Origin of the sequence: Citrobacter sp. Awk 4 (genome assembly GCF_028069725.1) — a bacterium.
Taxonomy (GTDB): Bacteria; Pseudomonadota; Gammaproteobacteria; order Enterobacterales; family Enterobacteriaceae; genus Citrobacter_D.
In genome coordinates, this window is record NZ_JANEWG010000052.1 from 1 (window position 1) to 14,701 (window position 14,701).

Here is a 14,701-nt window from a genome sequence, read left to right on the forward strand (position 1 = left end):
TACGGGCCGTAAGTAACAAAGTTGGATGCAAATGTCAGATCGTATGCGCCTGTTAGGGCGCGGCTGGTAACAGAGCCTTACAGGCGCATTTGAAAAACCTCCGGCTATGCCGGAGGATATTTATTTACAGAATACGGCTAATTAATTTGTCGATTCGAATGCGGCGTAGTCGACGGATCAGCTTGCGGACTTTATCGGGGTAGTCGGCAATACTCTGCAGGTCGCGATAATGCTTAACAATCGTAGTGTGCGTGCGGATAAGCTCGAGCTCTTTCTCACGCTGAGGCACTAATTCCTGCTTTGGATCGTGGATCAAAATCGCGTTTTCAAGATCCAGACGCCAGGCCCGAGGGTTAAGGTTGTTACCGGTGATGAGCATCCATTTGTCATCGACCCACATACCTTTCAGGTGATAGGTATTGTCGTCATCCTTCCACAGGCGCACAACGAGTTGGTCGGTATTCACGTAATACTGCAGACGGCTCAGGAAGCGACGCAGGTTAATCTCGTAAAGATATGGAAGCGCACCGATGATTTTGAACGGTTCATTCTCGGGGATGAAGAAGTCGTTCGCCGTTTTATCACCGACAATAATCTCGACCTTCTTACCATCACGCAGTAACTGAATGATGCTACGCACAAGGACGGCAGGGAGGTTGAAATAAGGCGTACAGATAGTGAGCTTGTGCTCCGTACACGGCATAAGATGGAAAATCGTCTTGTTCAGCAGACTGGATTTCCCTAATCCGACCAGCGGTGTCACGGAGAGTTGTTCGTTATCGGCATCCCCCTGGAAATGGTATGACGCATCGCGTAGCTCCTGACGGAACAACCGGATGTCATTTTTAATCTCAGGGCTTTTCGGACGATGTATATCATCCAGACGGTTCACGCCACGGCCGTTCATCAAATTCTGAGTGACCCACTCATACATGATGTTCGCCATTTGCGCATTGCGAATGAGCTGATAACGGTCGTAACGGTATTTATCATGTTGATGCAGATAAACATCGTTCAGGCTTGCGCCGCTATAGATGACGCTGTCATCGATGATGAAGCCTTTAAAATGCAGGACGCCAAGTGCTTCCCGCGTGTTAACCGGTACGCCGTAGATGGGAATGTCGATACCTGGATTTTCTTGCGCCATTCGGCAATACCAGTCAGCGTTGGTGTTAGACGCTGCTGCGCCAATACGCCCACGCTGCGCACGATGCCAGTCGACAAGCACCCGGACATCCAACTCAGGACGCTGCCGTTTAGCCGCATAAAGCGCGTCGAGTATGCCTTTGCCGCCATCATCCTGTTCAAGATACAGGGCAATAATGCAAATACGCCGTGTCGCGCTGGCTATTTTCTCCAGCAGAGTCTCCCTGAAATTAGCGGGAGTATAAAAGAACTCTACATCATCAACTGACTGAGAAATCTTAGGTAGTTGGGCAAGGTGTTGTTGATGTTTATTACGCTTAAATTTTGACAACATCACAGTGCATTTCTTCTCTGTTCATTGAAGGGTCCTCTGTACTATGCAGACGACATAAGTGGGCAATGATAACATCAGTACCCATTAAAGTGGTCAACATTTCCAGTACCTTACTCACTATTCCTCATATTGGGCAAGATTAAGCGTTAGCCCAACAATTCCGTCTTCGAGCTGGATATCAACCTCAAACCCGAGCTTTCGGGCCAGTGCCACCATGCCGCGATTGTTTGGCATCGTAATACCATTGAGGCGTCTCAGTCCGTGATCCCGAGTATAAGCAATCAATTTTTCCATTAACCGACGCCCTAAACCGAATCCTTTGAGATCAGAGCGCACCAGTACTGCAAACTCAGCATCGATATTATCCGGGTCGGAGATCGCGCGCGTGACGCCGAGGATCTCCTCTGTGCGATCATGACGCCGTACGGCAACAAATGCCATTTCCCGATCGTAGTCGATCTGCGTCATGTTGGCTAAATCTTCATGAGTGAATTCGTTGATCTCGCTAAAATAACGATAATAAAGATCTTCTTTCGTGACTTGAGAAATGAATTGCTGAAGTTGCGGTTCATCTTCAGGGAGGATAGGGCGGAACAGGCAACGTTCGCCATTTTTCATCTCCACCCACTCTTCGAGATGTTGTGGATACGGACGTACCGCAAGCCGGCTTTCGTTATCGCCTTCGAAAGGGGCGATATCCAGCGTCACATCCAGCGCAGTGAATTCGTCAGCGGATGCGAGCAGTGGATGGATATCCAGACGCTGAATTTCCGGGCAATCGACGATCAGGTTTGATACCTGCACCAGCAACCGGCTTAAACCTGTGACATCCAGCGGACGTAGCGCGCTTCGACCGCGGATTTTTTTATTCTTTATTCCCTGAATCACTAAATAGCGCGCCAGGTTCATGTTTAGTGGCGGCAGCGCAACGACGGCCTGCTCCTCAGGACGCCATTCCAAACCGCCTTCGCCAAGCATAATCAGAGGACCAAATACCGGGTCGTGTTCCACCACCACACGCAACTCTTGCGCTCCTGCGCGGTTGGCCATGCTTTGTACCAACAGGCCGTGGATTCGCGCCTGTGGCCAGGCCATTTTTACGCGATCAAAAATGGCATTGGCCGCCTGCTGAACTTCATTTGCCGTACGCAGGTACAGCATGACCCCCTGAACTTCAGACTTATGCGGAATATCCGGAGATCGCAGTTTTAACGCAACCGGATAGCCGATTTGTTCCGCGATATGCACGGCTTCCGCACTGTCGCTGGCAATCCAGGTTGGCAACGTCTGCAAGCCGTAGGCCTGAAGAATTGGCTGAACTTCATGGGTATCCAGTGATGTTGCACCTTCATCAATGGCCTGCTGCAATAGCTTGTGCGCCTCTGTGGTATTTGACGTCAGGTTCGTCGGCAGTGCTGGCGTTTCCCGCAATTGCTTCTGGTTACGGCGGTATTCCACCATGTGCATAAACGCCGTAATCGTGCCTTCCGGCGTACGATAGGTGGGCAGTCCCGCTTCGCTGAATAACTTGCGGGCTTCCTGAGAGGAGAATTCACCACACCAGTTGGTCAGCAAGGAGACGTATTTCCCTCTGGGATGATGCTTCACTGCTTCAATCAGCGCCTGGGCGTTTTCGGTCCCTGGAGCAACTGCGCTGGGGGAATGGATCACCATCAAGGCATCAAAATCCTGGCTGGCCAGCAAAATGTCCACTGTTTTGACAAAATGATCGCTGCTGGCGTCATCACGCAGATCCAATGGGTTGGCGATGTTGACGTGATCGGGCAGCGCTTCTCTCAGTTTGCTGCATGTCTCTTCGCTCAGCGTCGCTAATTTGCCGTTACGTGACCAAAGCTCATCCAGCGCCAGGGCAGCAGGGGCTGCGCCATTACTGATGATCATCAGTCGGTCGCCGCGCAGCGGGCGCATGTGGCTGAGCGTTTCGACCGCAGAGAAGAGTTCGTGGGTATCCTGGACGCGCAGCAACCCCGCACGCTGAATCGCGGCATCCCATGCGGGATCCATCCCCGCGCTGGTGTTGAGTAAACGCTGGGCTGCCGGACTACGACCGCTTTTAATGACCAGAATCGGTTTATTACGCGACGCGCTACGGGCGGCAGAGACAAAGCGCCGGGCATCGCTTAAATGTTCAAGGTAAAGCAGGATTGCGCTGGTCTTGCTGTCTCGCGCAAGGTAGTCCAGCAATTCATCGACATCAATGTCCAGACTGTCGCCTAGCGCGATAAAGTAAGAAAAGCCCATTTCCCGCTGCTGCGCCCAGTCCAGAATGGTATTGGAGACTGCGGCTGACTGCGAAATAAACGCGAGCTTGCCGCGCTTAATAGGCACAGGTGAGAAACTGGCGTTGAGGCCCTGCCAGGGCGCCAGTAATCCCAGACTATTCGGGCCAAGCAACCGCATTTTGAAACGTCGGGCGCAGGACTGAAGCTCAGCGTGCTGAGACGCCGGAGCCGACAAAATAATGCAGGTTTTGCATCCTTTCTCTCCCAGAGCCTCCAGCAGAGCAAGATTGCGGTTGGCATTGGTACAAAGGACGGCGAGATCGGGTGTAAAAGGCAGGCTGGCAATATCTGGCCAGGCAAGAACACCTAACACCGCCTTCCAGGTGGGCGTCACCGGCAGGACGGGACCGTTGAACCCTCCGGCCAGCAGGTTGCGCATCATCAGATAACCAGCTCGATGGGGCTTCATTGACGCGCCAATCACCGCAATAGATTTTGGTCGCAGTAGCGCTTCCAGACCACGCTGACTCATATCGGCTTCCTTATGGCACCAGTGACCGAATGATTTTAAACGCTTTCTGATAAATCTGCTGTGACGCTTCCTTGATGTTGCGTTTTTCCTGCCAGGTAACGTGTTTTAAAGCGGGAGAAGTGTTCGCCCAGACGGCTTGCGGCTTCGGCGTCGCCAGCCAGATCCAGCAGCGCAATGGCCACTTCGGCGGTGCAGTATTGCCCCTGTGCATGGACTTCGCGCAGGTGATAAGCGGAAAGTCGTGACAGATCGACTGAAATCACCGGCAAGTTGTCGAGATAAGGGCTCTTACGAAACATTTTACGCGCTTCCGGCCAGGTGCCGTCGAGCATAATAAACAGCGGTGGTTTCCCTGTCGGAGGTGTGAGAATCACGTCGCGCTCTTCCCCTGCATAGGAGGCCGGGAACACTACCATCGGTTGAAAATCCGGGTTTTTCACCAGATCGAGCAGCGCCTGCGGCGGCTCTGTACGCGACCATTGAAACGCAGTGGTATCGGGCAAAATATCCGCAATTAAACGCCCCGTATTACTGGGCTTCATCGGCTCGGTATCAAACATCACCAGACAAAAGCGGCTTTTCGCTTGCGAAGGCGTTAGCGTATCGCACAGACACTGTTTTAATGGCAGCAGGCATCGCTGACAGCGACGAATGCGGTTACCTCTGGCTAGAAAAGGACGCGTGGCGCGCGCGAGGCGTTCGGCGCGTAACTGGAGTACAGCGTTATCAGTCATGGGAGAATGCGTTGAAAAACGCTATTGTCGCAGAGGTGAAAACGGGGCACAAGATGCGCCCCGGAGAGATTACAGCGATTCGTTCAGCCAGCTATCAAAAGGGGCTTTTGGCACTGCGCCATTCAGCATATCGACAACTTCGCCTTTCTTGAAAATCATGATGGTTGGGATACTACGAATACCAAAACGGGCACTCAGTTCGCGTTCCGCTTCTGTGTTCACTTTTACAAAGCGAACTTTGCCGCTACGCTCTTCGGCGACATCTTCAAAGATCGGGGCAAAATTACGGCATGGGCCGCACCATGGCGCCCAGAAATCAACCACCACCGGGAGATCGTCCTTCAGCAGTTTATCCAGCGTTTCACCGGTCGCATTAATCACTTCTCCATCAAACAGGTCGTGACCACAGCGTCCGCATTTTGCCGCTTCCGCAATACGATCATCGGGAATGCGGTTAATAGCCTGGCAGCTGGTACAAACGGTATTCATAACTAACCTCTGGAAGAGTAAGGTAGACTTCCCGACAATTACGTCGGTATGTTTCTATTATGTTACATATTATCGGGGAGACTGTTTTAAACAACAATGTGTTTTATTCGATGAGTACAATAGTCATTAGCTTTTAAATGAAATAATGGCTAACCGATGACACATCAGGTAATCTGCGCGCTTCGCGCAGCGCAGGTGGAGAAAAGAAATGAGCGACGAACTGAAGAACAAAAACGGCAAGGTCAAAGTGATGTACGTCCGCAGTGATGATGACTCGGACAAACGCACTCAAAATCCACGTACTGGTAAAGGCGGCGGTCGCCCCGGTACTTCCCGAGCCGAAGGCGGTCGTCGCCCTGCCCGTGATGACAGAAAGGGCCCGAACAGCGAACGCGGTCGTGAACGTGGTCGTAGCCGTGATGTTGAACGCGACCGTAAACGTGAAGACTCGCCGTGGCGTACGGTTTCCCGTGCCCCGGGTGATGAAACGACGGAAAAAGCCGATCACGGTGGAATCAGCGGCAAAAGTTTTATCGATCCTGAAGTATTGCGTCGTCAACGTGCGGAAGAGACCCGCGTCTACGGCGAGAATGCTTGTCAGGCGCTGTTCCAGAGCCGACCGGATGCGATTGTACGTGCCTGGTTTATTCAGAGCGTGACCCCGCGTTTTAAAGAAGCGCTACGCTGGATGGCGGCAAACCGTAAAGCTTATCACGTGGTTGACGAAGCGGAACTGGCGAAAGCCTCCGGTACGGAACACCACGGCGGCGTCTGTTTCCTGATCAAAAAACGCAATGGTACGACGGTTAAGCAGTGGGTAAGTCAGGCAGGGGCACAGGATTGTGTGCTGGCGCTGGAAGATATTGCTAACCCGCATAACCTCGGCGGAATGATGCGTAGCTGTGCGCACTTTGGCGTGAAAGGTGTCGTGGTGCAGGATGCCGCGCTACTGGAGTCCGGGGCTGCGATCCGTACTGCTGAAGGTGGCGCTGAGCACGTGCAACCGATTACGGGCGACAGCCTGGTTGACGTGCTGGATGATTTCCGTCAGGCGGGTTACACCGTCGTCACGACGTCCAGCGCTCAGGGTAAACCGCTGTTTGCTACCACACTGCCAGAGAAAATGGTGCTGGTGTTAGGTCGTGAACGCGACGCCTTGCCGGAAGCTGCACTTTCTGCAGACGACCTGTGCGTGGCAATTGACGGTACGGGTAATGTTGACACGCTCAACGTCTCGGTGGCGACAGGTGTGTTGCTTGCTGAGTGGTGGCGTCAAAACAAAGCCTGATAGAAAAAATGCCAGCGAATCGCTGGCATTTTTTTACTCGCTCTCAGCCGGAACTACCGGCATCCAGTCAATTGGCTTTTCGCCCCGCTGTTCCAGCCACTGATTTGCCAGAACAAAGTGATTGCTGCCAAAGAAACCGCGATGTGCGGACAGCGGCGACGGATGTGGCGCTTTCAACACGTGATGACGCTGGGTGTCAATAATGGCGCCTTTTTTCTGCGCATGCGAACCCCAGAGCAAAAAGACTATCCCTTCCCGATGTTCATTAATCAGACTGATGACTTTATCGGTGAACGTTTCCCAGCCAAGGCTGGCGTGTGAATGCGCCTGACCGGCCCGTACGGTTAGCACGGTATTGAGCAGCAACACGCCCTGACGCGCCCAACTTTCCAGATAACCATGCGTGGGGCGGGTAAAGCCAGGTACTGAGGCCTCAAGCTCTTTATACATATTTAACAGCGACGGAGGCGGGGCGATACCGGGAAGCACTGAGAAGGCAAGACCATGCGCCTGGCCGGGTCCATGATAGGGGTCTTGTCCCAGAATCACGACTTTAACATCACCCAGCTCAGTGAAGCGAAACGCATTGAAGACATCCTTTTGCGGTGGATAAATCGTCATTCCTGACTGACGTTCTCCCGCGACGGTATGTAGCGTGTTAACAAAGTAGGGCTGCTGTTTTTCATCAGCCAGTACGTCATGCCAGGTTAATTCGGTGGCCATCTCGCTCTCCTGCGAATTTTTCAATACGCCTAGCTTAACTGCTTCTTTCTATGGCGCAAAATTCTGCATGCCGCAAAACCGGGCTTCCCCTAAAGAATGTTGAAAATTTATGTAAAAAGTTTATCGATGCGTGGAGTGTAAGTTGATGTAAAACAATAAAATCCACTCATCACCCTTTTCATGGTGTGGTTTTTGTTGATTTAAATCAAGGAATCAAGGGGGTGTGAGGGGTATATATACACTCAAGCAACAATGGTTTTACCAATTGGCCGCGATGGGCCAACCGAAATCAAATAATTTTGCCGGGGAGGCATCACATGATTACAGGTATCCAGATTACTAAAGCTGCTAACGACGACCTGCTGAACTCTTTCTGGCTGCTGGACAGCGAAAAAGGCGAAGCGCGCTGCATCGTTGCGAAAGCAGGTTTCTCTGCTGATGAAGTCGTTGCTGTTAGCAAACTGGGCGAAATCGAATACCGTGAAGTTCCGGTAGACGTGCAGCCGGAAGTTCGCGTGGAAGGTGGTCAGCACCTGAACGTTAACGTTCTGCGTCGTGAAACACTGGAAGATGCGGTTAAGCATCCGGAAAAATATCCGCAACTGACCATCCGTGTTTCTGGCTATGCTGTGCGTTTTAACTCTCTGACGCCAGAACAGCAGCGCGACGTTATCGCTCGTACCTTTACTGAGAGCCTGTAAGGCTCACGGGAAAATCCCCCAGTAATCCACTAATCAAAAGCGGAGGATGCAGGCGCATCTTCCGCTTTTTGCATTTCATCAGTAAAAAATCCGCACTGCGCAATAGACCAACAACAACGCCAGCACACCATTCAACTGACGGCCATAACGGCAGAAAACCGTCTGAAAAATATGCCCGGCCAGCGCCCAGCACACATTACCGAACGTCCCGATGATCGCCAGTAACAGGCTGACGCCTACCACCCAATTCAACTCTTTTGTATGCGGCAGTACAAATGTGGAGAGTGCGGTTATACCGTACAAAATGATTTTGACGTTGACGAACTGCAAACCAAAACTCGCCCAAAAACCGATCGGCTTTGACGTTGCGTTCCCCCCGGAAGTCGGACTGGTGGCAATTTTATACGCCAGCCACAGAATATAGGCCGCACCTGCCCAACTCAGTAAATGGACGATGGCGGGATCGATGATAGCGAGCGAAAACGAGATCCCGGCGCACAGCAACATGATGATCAAAAATCCCAGACTCATTCCCGCCAGCACGCGTGTGCTCTGGCGAAAACCATGCTGGGTAACGGAACTGAGCGCAAGGATATTGTTGGGTCCAGGGGTCAGGGCTGTAATCAGTGTATAGGTCCAAAAGGCACTTAAAAGGGTCGGCGTCACTTGTCATCTCCTCTGTTTTAGCAGACAGTACCCGATGTGAAACATTTAAAAAAATGAATGTTTTTAAACTCTGAATTCGATAACTTCGATAGGTTGGTGATTATGGATCTGCGGCGATTCATTACGTTGAAAACGGTCGTGGAAGAAGGCTCGTTTTTACGTGCTTCGCAAAAGCTTTGCTGTACACAATCGACCGTGACTTTTCATATTCAACAGTTGGAACGGGAATTCTCTTTGCAACTGTTTGAGAAGATAGGGCGGCGAATGTGCCTTACCGCAGAAGGAAAGAAACTGATGCCGCACATCCACGATCTGACCCGCGTCATGGAGTCCATTCGTGAAGCGGCAAGGCAGGATTCACAACCCAGTGGGGAGCTTCGCATTGCGACAGGGGAAACACTGCTGGCCTATAAAATGCCGCAGGTTCTGCAACGTTTTAAGCAACGAGCGCCTAATGTCCAGCTGTCGTTGCAGTCGCTCAACTGCTACGTTATCCGCGACGCATTGCTTAATGATGACGTTGATTTGGGGATCTTTTATCGGGTCGGTAATGATGATGCGCTTGAGATGAAGCCATTGGGAGAACAGTCCCTGGTGCTGGTGGCATCTCCATTACTCCAGGATGTTGATTTTACCCAGGAAGGTCGACACATTGCCTGTAGCTTTATCATCAATGAGCCGCAGTGTATTTTCCGCCAGCTGTTTGAAGGAATACTTCGCCAGCGGCGGATCACGCTGCAAAACACGATCGAATTGTGGAGTATTGAGAGTATCAAACAGTGTGTTGCGGCAAATCTCGGGGTGAGCTTTTTACCGCGATTCACCGTTGAGCGAGAGTTGCGCTCAGGGGAATTGAGAGAACTGCCATTCGATACAACGCCTTCAATCATGGCGTTGTGCGCACACCATGCGGGAAAAGCCGTCAGCCCGGCGATGCAGATTTTTATGGAGTGCGTTGAGGCGTGTTTTTCAACAGAAAATAAAAAAATGCCGGGCTAACTAACCCGGCGATTTTTTTACTCTTCGTTCGTCTGCGGTGGCGTACCCGCGCTGGCAGGTTTGCGACGCTTACCGATATTTTTCGCATCACGGTGACGTTTCTTCACGCGTGGCTTTTCTTTGTCTTTCTCTTTTTTCTTCTCAGCGCGTTTAGCCAGCACTTTTTTAGACGGCTTGCCGGTCAGTTTCTCACTCGGCGCACGCGTTGTCGGGCGAAGTTCATCAATGACACGCGCTTTCAGCGGTTCTTCAATGTAGCGACCGATCTTTAACAGCAGCAGGTGATCGTGGGCTTCGACCAGAGAAATTGCAGTACCTTTGCGACCGGCGCGGCCTGTACGGCCGATACGGTGCAGATAGGTATCACCACTGCGCGGCATATCAAAGTTAATGACGTGACTCACGTCAGGAATATCGATACCACGCGCGGCAACGTCGGTGGCAACCAGTACGTTTACGCGGCCGTCGGTGAGTCGCTTAATGCCTTCGTTGCGTTTGATCTGCGGCATCTCGCCTTCGAGATAGCAGTTGTTGATCCCTGCGGCACGCAGCATCTCGGCAAGTTCGTGTACGCGCTCGCGCTTACGCACAAACACGATAGTACGTGTGGCATCGTCTTGTTTTAGCAGGTGCTTCAACAGTTCGACTTTATGCTCTAAATTATCGGCACGGTAATACCATTGATGGATCTTTTTGCGCTCGCGCGTGGAAGGCGTTGCAGAAACTTCGACGGGTTCTTCCAGCAGGCGCTCAGCAAAATCTTTAATGGCATCGCCTTCAAGCGTAGCGGAGAACAGCATCGTCTGATTACGCCAGCGCGTTTCCCCAGCGATATGTTCAATATCCTGAGCAAAACCCATGTCCAGCATACGGTCGGCTTCGTCGAGGATCAGTGTTTCGACGGCGCGGCAGTCGAAGTTTTCTTCTTTAATATATTGCAGCAGGCGACCAGTGGTGGCGACCACGATATCCTGGTTTTCGCTAAACACTTCCGCGTGGTTCATGTATGCCACGCCCCCGGTGATGGTTGCGATATCCAGATGAGTGTGTTTCGCCAGTTCACGGGCGTGATCGGCAACCTGCATCGCCAGTTCGCGGGTCGGCGTCAGAATTAAAATTCGCGGCGGACCGGATTTCTTGCGTGGGAAGTCGAGCAGGTGCTGCAACGCTGGCAGCAAATATGCCGCCGTTTTACCGGTGCCTGTTGGCGCAGAACCGAGGACATCACGGCCATCGAGCGCAGGCGGAATGGCGGCAGCCTGAATGGCGGTCGGGCGAGTGAAACCTTTATCCTGGAGTGCTTCCAGCAGGCTTTCATCGAGTTCAAGTTCGGAAAAAGTCGTTACAGTCATGTTCTACCTCTGTGTGGGGCGCTGATTATAGACGTTACGGCTGCAATCTTCATCTGTTTGTATGGATATCGCTTCTCAGGTATTGTTTTCACCCGGTGCTATTGCCGTTTTTCCTGCAAGGTTGTGTTTTCATGCCCCAGTCTACATCCGTCGTTCGCCGTAATGGATTTACTTTTAAGCAGTTTTTTGTGGCGCACGACCGTTGCGCAATGAAAGTAGGAACTGACGGCATTCTCTTAGGTGCCTGGGCGCCTGTCGCGGGCGTGAAGCGAGTCCTTGATATTGGTACGGGGAGTGGGCTGCTGGCGCTAATGTTAGCGCAGCGTACCGACGAAAGCGTCATCATTGATGCGGTAGAACTGGACGCCGCCGCTGCCGAACAAGCGCAGGAAAATATTATACAGTCACCGTGGGCGCATCGCGTGACGGTGCACACTGATGACGTTCAGCAGTGGGTTCCTCGTCAGACTGTTCGTTTTGATTTGATCATCAGCAATCCTCCTTATTACGAGCAGGGGGTGGAATGTGCCACGCCACAGCGTGAGCAGGCGCGTTATACCACGACGCTGGATCACCAGACGTTGCTAGCCAATGCCACGGAGTGCATCACGGAAGAGGGATTTTTTTGCGTTGTGCTGCCAGAACAGATTGGCAACACATTCACGCAACAGGCGTTAAGTATGGGGTGGCATTTGCGGCTGCGTACTGATGTTGCGGAAACGGAAGCTCGCTTGCCGCATCGGGTACTGTTGGCGTTTTCCCCTCAGGCTGGGGAGTGTTTTAGCGACCGGATGGTGATCCGTGGGCCAGACCAGCGTTACTCTGAAAGTTACACGGCGCTGACCCAGGCGTTTTATCTGTTTATGTGAGTGCTTAATGGAGAGAGCACTGATGGGCCGGATTCAGGCAACAAGGCTGGATAATCCAGCGTGTAATGCAACCCCCGGCTCTCTTTACGCTGCATCGCACAGCGAACGATAAGTTCGGCCACCTGCACCAGATTACGCAGTTCCAGTAAATTGTTCGACACACGGAAATTGGCGTAATACTCGTCGATCTCCTGTTGCAGCATGGTGATACGGCGCAGGGCGCGCTCCAGACGTTTTGTGGTGCGGACAATACCGACATAGTCCCACATAAACAGGCGCAGTTCGTGCCAGTTATGCTGAATGACCACCAGTTCATCCGGATTCTCAACTCGGCTTTCATCCCAGGCTGGGAGTTGGTTAACGCCACGGGCATACGGCATGCGGCGGTCGATATCTTCAGCCGCTGACCAGCCATATACCAGGCATTCCAGCAGTGAATTAGAGGCCATGCGGTTCGCGCCGTGCAGACCGGTGTAGCTCACTTCTCCGATCGCATACAGACCATCGACATCGGTTCGGCCAAAATCGTCCACCATGACACCGCCGCAGGTATAGTGCGCGGCAGGAACGATAGGCACCGGCTCTTTGGTGAGATCAATCCCCAGACCTAGCAGCTTTTCGTAAATCATCGGGAAGTGCTGACGGACAAACTCAGCAGGTTTATGGCTGATGTCGATAAACATACAATCGGCACCAAGACGCTTCATTTCATGATCGATGGCCCGGGCGACAATATCGCGTGGTGCCAGTTCGCCACGTTCATCAAAGTCCGGCATAAATCGTGTACCGTCAGGGCGTTTAAGGTGCGCCCCTTCGCCGCGCAGTGCTTCAGTGAGCAGGAAATTTCGCGCCTGTGGATGATACAGCGCCGTGGGGTGAAACTGATTAAACTCGAGGTTGGCGACGCGACACCCGGCGCGCCAGGCCATCGCAATACCATCCCCCGAGGAGATATCCGGGTTGGTGGTGTATTGATACACCTTTGATGCCCCGCCCGTAGCCAGCACCACCGATTTCGCATGGCAGGTTTCGACGGCTTCTTTATTACGATTCCAGATCCATGCGCCAACCACCCGACGGGTTCCCGGCAAGCCAATTTTATCGGAGATAATTAAATCAACGGCATTGCTGCGTTCCAGAACACGGATATTAGGGTGGTGTTGCGCTTTGCTGACCAGTGTGGTCTCGACTTCTTTGCCGGTGGCATCGGCAGCATGCAGAATGCGGCGATGGCTATGCCCACCTTCGCGGGTCAGATGGTAGCTTTCTTCCCCATTAGCCTGAACATGGGTGTCAAACAGGACGCCCTGATCAATCAGCCATTGAACGCATGAACGGGCATTGCTGGCGACGAACTCCACCGCGTGACGATCGCAAATACCGGCGCCTGCAACCAGCGTATCTTCGACGTGGGAGTCAATACTGTCGGTCTCATCGAAAACGGCGGCAATACCGCCCTGCGCATAAAATGTCGAACCTTCGCTAACTGGCCCCTTACTCAGGACAATGACCTGATGCTTTTCAGCCAGGCGCAGCGCCAGAGAGAGTCCGGCAGCACCGCTACCAATAATCAACACGTCACAGGAGAGTTCAGGAATCGTATTCATTGTGTTTGTTTAATTTACTAAACAGTGTTTGGTCAGCATAGCACCACACCGCGCTTTACAGCACGTTTTATTTTTATATGTGTTGCAACCACTAAACATGAAAGGAGCAGACTGTAGGATGTAAAATACGGAAAATATTTTGCGAAGCAGGTCGTTAGCGCCAGATTATGTGATGAAATAAAGGCGCTGTTGGGTTACTCTGCAAGCGACTAAATGGGCATTTCTAAACAGATAGTGCGTTGTTCAGACTCTGTAGACTTATAATGAGAGATAATGACCTGTCTACAACATGACAAACAAAAACAAATGCGTAACGGAACTTTACGAAACTCTGACACTCTAACCCATTGCTTGCTCATAGTGCGGCTGATGGAGTGGCGTTTCGAGAGCGCGTGGAAATTTGGTTTGGGGAGACTTTACCTCGGATGAGCGAGCAGTTAACGGACCAGGTCCTGGTTGAACGGGTCCAGAAGGGAGATCAGAAAGCCTTTAATTTACTGGTGGTACGCTACCAGCATAAAGTGGCGAGTCTGGTTTCCCGCTATGTGCCGTCGGGCGATGTTCCCGATGTGGTGCAAGAGTCATTTATTAAGGCCTATCGCGCGCTGGATTCTTTCCGGGGAGATAGTGCTTTTTATACCTGGCTATATCGAATTGCAGTCAATACAGCTAAGAATTACCTGGTCGCTCAGGGGCGCCGCCCGCCATCCAGTGATGTGGATGCGATTGAAGCAGAAAACTTCGAAAGTGGCGGTGCGCTGAAAGAAATTTCGAACCCTGAGAACTTAATGTTGTCAGAAGAGCTGAGACAGATAGTTTTCCGAACTATTGAGTCCCTCCCGGAAGATTTACGCATGGCAATTACCTTGCGGGAGCTAGATGGCCTAAGCTATGAAGAGATAGCCGCTATCATGGATTGTCCGGTGGGTACGGTGCGTTCTCGTATCTTCCGAGCGCGGGAAGCTATTGATAATAAAGTTCAACCGCTTATCAGGCGTTGACGATAGCGGGATACTGG

14 protein-coding genes are annotated in these 14,701 nt (G+C 52.1%); 6 read left to right on the forward strand and 8 right to left on the reverse strand.

Going from position 1 to position 14,701, the window contains the following annotated elements; genetic code table 11:
* Positions 1–124: 124 nt before the first annotated feature.
* The 4 genes from pssA to trxC form a co-directional block, all read right to left on the reverse strand.
* Positions 125–1,480, reverse strand: a complete 1,356-nt coding sequence (gene pssA / locus NNO04_RS18080) for a CDP-diacylglycerol--serine O-phosphatidyltransferase (protein WP_271445876.1) — start codon at positions 1,478–1,480, stop codon at positions 125–127.
* 117 nt (positions 1,481–1,597) lie between these two features.
* Complete coding sequence (locus NNO04_RS18090) at positions 1,598–4,255, reverse strand: bifunctional acetate--CoA ligase family protein/GNAT family N-acetyltransferase (RefSeq protein WP_271445853.1); 2,658 nt, start codon at positions 4,253–4,255, stop codon at positions 1,598–1,600.
* A 35-nt stretch (positions 4,256–4,290) separates the two neighbouring features.
* A complete protein-coding gene (gene tapT / locus NNO04_RS18095; RefSeq protein WP_271445854.1) occupies positions 4,291–4,989 on the reverse strand; it encodes a tRNA-uridine aminocarboxypropyltransferase in 699 nt (232 codons plus the stop codon).
* Between the two features lie 69 nt (positions 4,990–5,058).
* Positions 5,059–5,478, reverse strand: a complete 420-nt coding sequence (gene trxC, locus NNO04_RS18100; protein ID WP_271445855.1) for a thioredoxin TrxC — start codon at positions 5,476–5,478, stop codon at positions 5,059–5,061.
* Positions 5,479–5,686: 208 nt separating this feature from the next.
* On the opposite strand from trxC, the gene NNO04_RS18105 reads away from it, so the two are divergent.
* Entirely contained in the window at positions 5,687–6,766 is a 1,080-nt protein-coding gene (locus NNO04_RS18105) for a tRNA/rRNA methyltransferase (RefSeq protein ID WP_271445856.1), read from the forward strand.
* A gap of 33 nt (positions 6,767–6,799) precedes the next feature.
* Here NNO04_RS18105 and ung read toward each other — a convergent pair whose 3' ends face one another.
* On the reverse strand, positions 6,800–7,489 hold the full coding sequence (gene ung, locus NNO04_RS18110; protein ID WP_271445857.1) for a uracil-DNA glycosylase: 690 nt from the start codon (positions 7,487–7,489) through the stop codon (positions 6,800–6,802).
* Between the two features lie 317 nt (positions 7,490–7,806).
* On the opposite strand from ung, the gene grcA reads away from it, so the two are divergent.
* Positions 7,807–8,190 carry an autonomous glycyl radical cofactor GrcA gene (grcA, locus tag NNO04_RS18115; RefSeq protein WP_096756118.1) on the forward strand — a complete coding sequence of 128 codons (384 nt, stop codon included), beginning with the start codon at positions 7,807–7,809 and terminating at the stop codon, positions 8,188–8,190.
* 78 nt (positions 8,191–8,268) lie between these two features.
* Here the strand turns inward: grcA and eamB are convergent, their stop codons facing one another.
* Positions 8,269–8,856: a cysteine/O-acetylserine transporter gene (gene eamB, locus NNO04_RS18120; RefSeq protein ID WP_271445858.1), complete on the reverse strand. Its 588-nt coding sequence runs from the start codon at positions 8,854–8,856 to the stop codon at positions 8,269–8,271.
* A gap of 102 nt (positions 8,857–8,958) precedes the next feature.
* On the opposite strand from eamB, the gene NNO04_RS18125 reads away from it, so the two are divergent.
* Positions 8,959–9,855 carry a LysR family transcriptional regulator gene (locus tag NNO04_RS18125; RefSeq protein ID WP_271445859.1) on the forward strand — a complete coding sequence of 299 codons (897 nt, stop codon included), beginning with the start codon at positions 8,959–8,961 and terminating at the stop codon, positions 9,853–9,855.
* Positions 9,856–9,872: 17 nt separating this feature from the next.
* Here NNO04_RS18125 and srmB read toward each other — a convergent pair whose 3' ends face one another.
* On the reverse strand, positions 9,873–11,207 hold the full coding sequence (gene srmB, locus NNO04_RS18130; protein WP_271445860.1) for an ATP-dependent RNA helicase SrmB: 1,335 nt from the start codon (positions 11,205–11,207) through the stop codon (positions 9,873–9,875).
* Positions 11,208–11,338: 131 nt separating this feature from the next.
* Between srmB and trmN the strand changes: the two genes are divergently transcribed.
* Positions 11,339–12,076: a tRNA(1)(Val) (adenine(37)-N(6))-methyltransferase TrmN gene (gene trmN / locus NNO04_RS18135; RefSeq protein ID WP_271445861.1), complete on the forward strand. Its 738-nt coding sequence runs from the start codon at positions 11,339–11,341 to the stop codon at positions 12,074–12,076.
* Here trmN and nadB read toward each other — a convergent pair.
* Positions 12,061–13,683 (reverse strand): L-aspartate oxidase, encoded by a 1,623-nt coding sequence (gene nadB, locus NNO04_RS18140; RefSeq protein WP_271445862.1) that lies wholly within the window; start codon positions 13,681–13,683, stop codon positions 12,061–12,063. The two genes, trmN and nadB, sit on opposite strands and share 16 nt — an antisense overlap.
* 273 nt (positions 13,684–13,956) lie before the next feature.
* Here nadB and rseD point away from each other — a divergent pair, with 273 nt between their 5' ends.
* Both rseD and rpoE read left to right on the forward strand, forming a co-directional pair.
* A complete protein-coding gene (rseD, locus tag NNO04_RS18145) occupies positions 13,957–14,112 on the forward strand; it encodes a rpoE leader peptide RseD (protein ID WP_192613109.1) in 156 nt (51 codons plus the stop codon).
* Entirely contained in the window at positions 14,109–14,684 is a 576-nt protein-coding gene (rpoE, locus tag NNO04_RS18150; RefSeq protein ID WP_000003307.1) for an RNA polymerase sigma factor RpoE, read from the forward strand. The genes rseD and rpoE overlap by 4 nt, the downstream gene beginning before the upstream one ends.
* The last annotated feature ends 17 nt before the right edge of the window (positions 14,685–14,701 follow it).

Excerpts from the sequence above, each read along its gene's own strand:
- pssA (WP_271445876.1), bottom strand. The coding sequence starts at position 1,480 with ATGTTGTCAAAATTTAAGCGTAATAAACATCAACAACACCTTGCCCAA.
- NNO04_RS18090 (WP_271445853.1), bottom strand. The coding sequence starts at position 4,255 with ATGAGTCAGCGTGGTCTGGAAGCGCTACTGCGACCAAAATCTATTGCG.
- tapT (WP_271445854.1), bottom strand. The coding sequence starts at position 4,989 with ATGACTGATAACGCTGTACTCCAGTTACGCGCCGAACGCCTCGCGCGC.
- trxC (WP_271445855.1), bottom strand. The coding sequence starts at position 5,478 with ATGAATACCGTTTGTACCAGCTGCCAGGCTATTAACCGCATTCCCGAT.
- NNO04_RS18105 (WP_271445856.1), top strand. The coding sequence starts at position 5,687 with ATGAGCGACGAACTGAAGAACAAAAACGGCAAGGTCAAAGTGATGTAC.
- ung (WP_271445857.1), bottom strand. The coding sequence starts at position 7,489 with ATGGCCACCGAATTAACCTGGCATGACGTACTGGCTGATGAAAAACAG.
- grcA (WP_096756118.1), top strand. The coding sequence starts at position 7,807 with ATGATTACAGGTATCCAGATTACTAAAGCTGCTAACGACGACCTGCTG.
- NNO04_RS18125 (WP_271445859.1), top strand. The coding sequence starts at position 8,959 with ATGGATCTGCGGCGATTCATTACGTTGAAAACGGTCGTGGAAGAAGGC.
- srmB (WP_271445860.1), bottom strand. The coding sequence starts at position 11,207 with ATGACTGTAACGACTTTTTCCGAACTTGAACTCGATGAAAGCCTGCTG.
- trmN (WP_271445861.1), top strand. The coding sequence starts at position 11,339 with ATGCCCCAGTCTACATCCGTCGTTCGCCGTAATGGATTTACTTTTAAG.
- nadB (WP_271445862.1), bottom strand. The coding sequence starts at position 13,683 with ATGAATACGATTCCTGAACTCTCCTGTGACGTGTTGATTATTGGTAGC.
- rseD (WP_192613109.1), top strand. The coding sequence starts at position 13,957 with ATGACCTGTCTACAACATGACAAACAAAAACAAATGCGTAACGGAACT.
- rpoE (WP_000003307.1), top strand. The coding sequence starts at position 14,109 with ATGAGCGAGCAGTTAACGGACCAGGTCCTGGTTGAACGGGTCCAGAAG.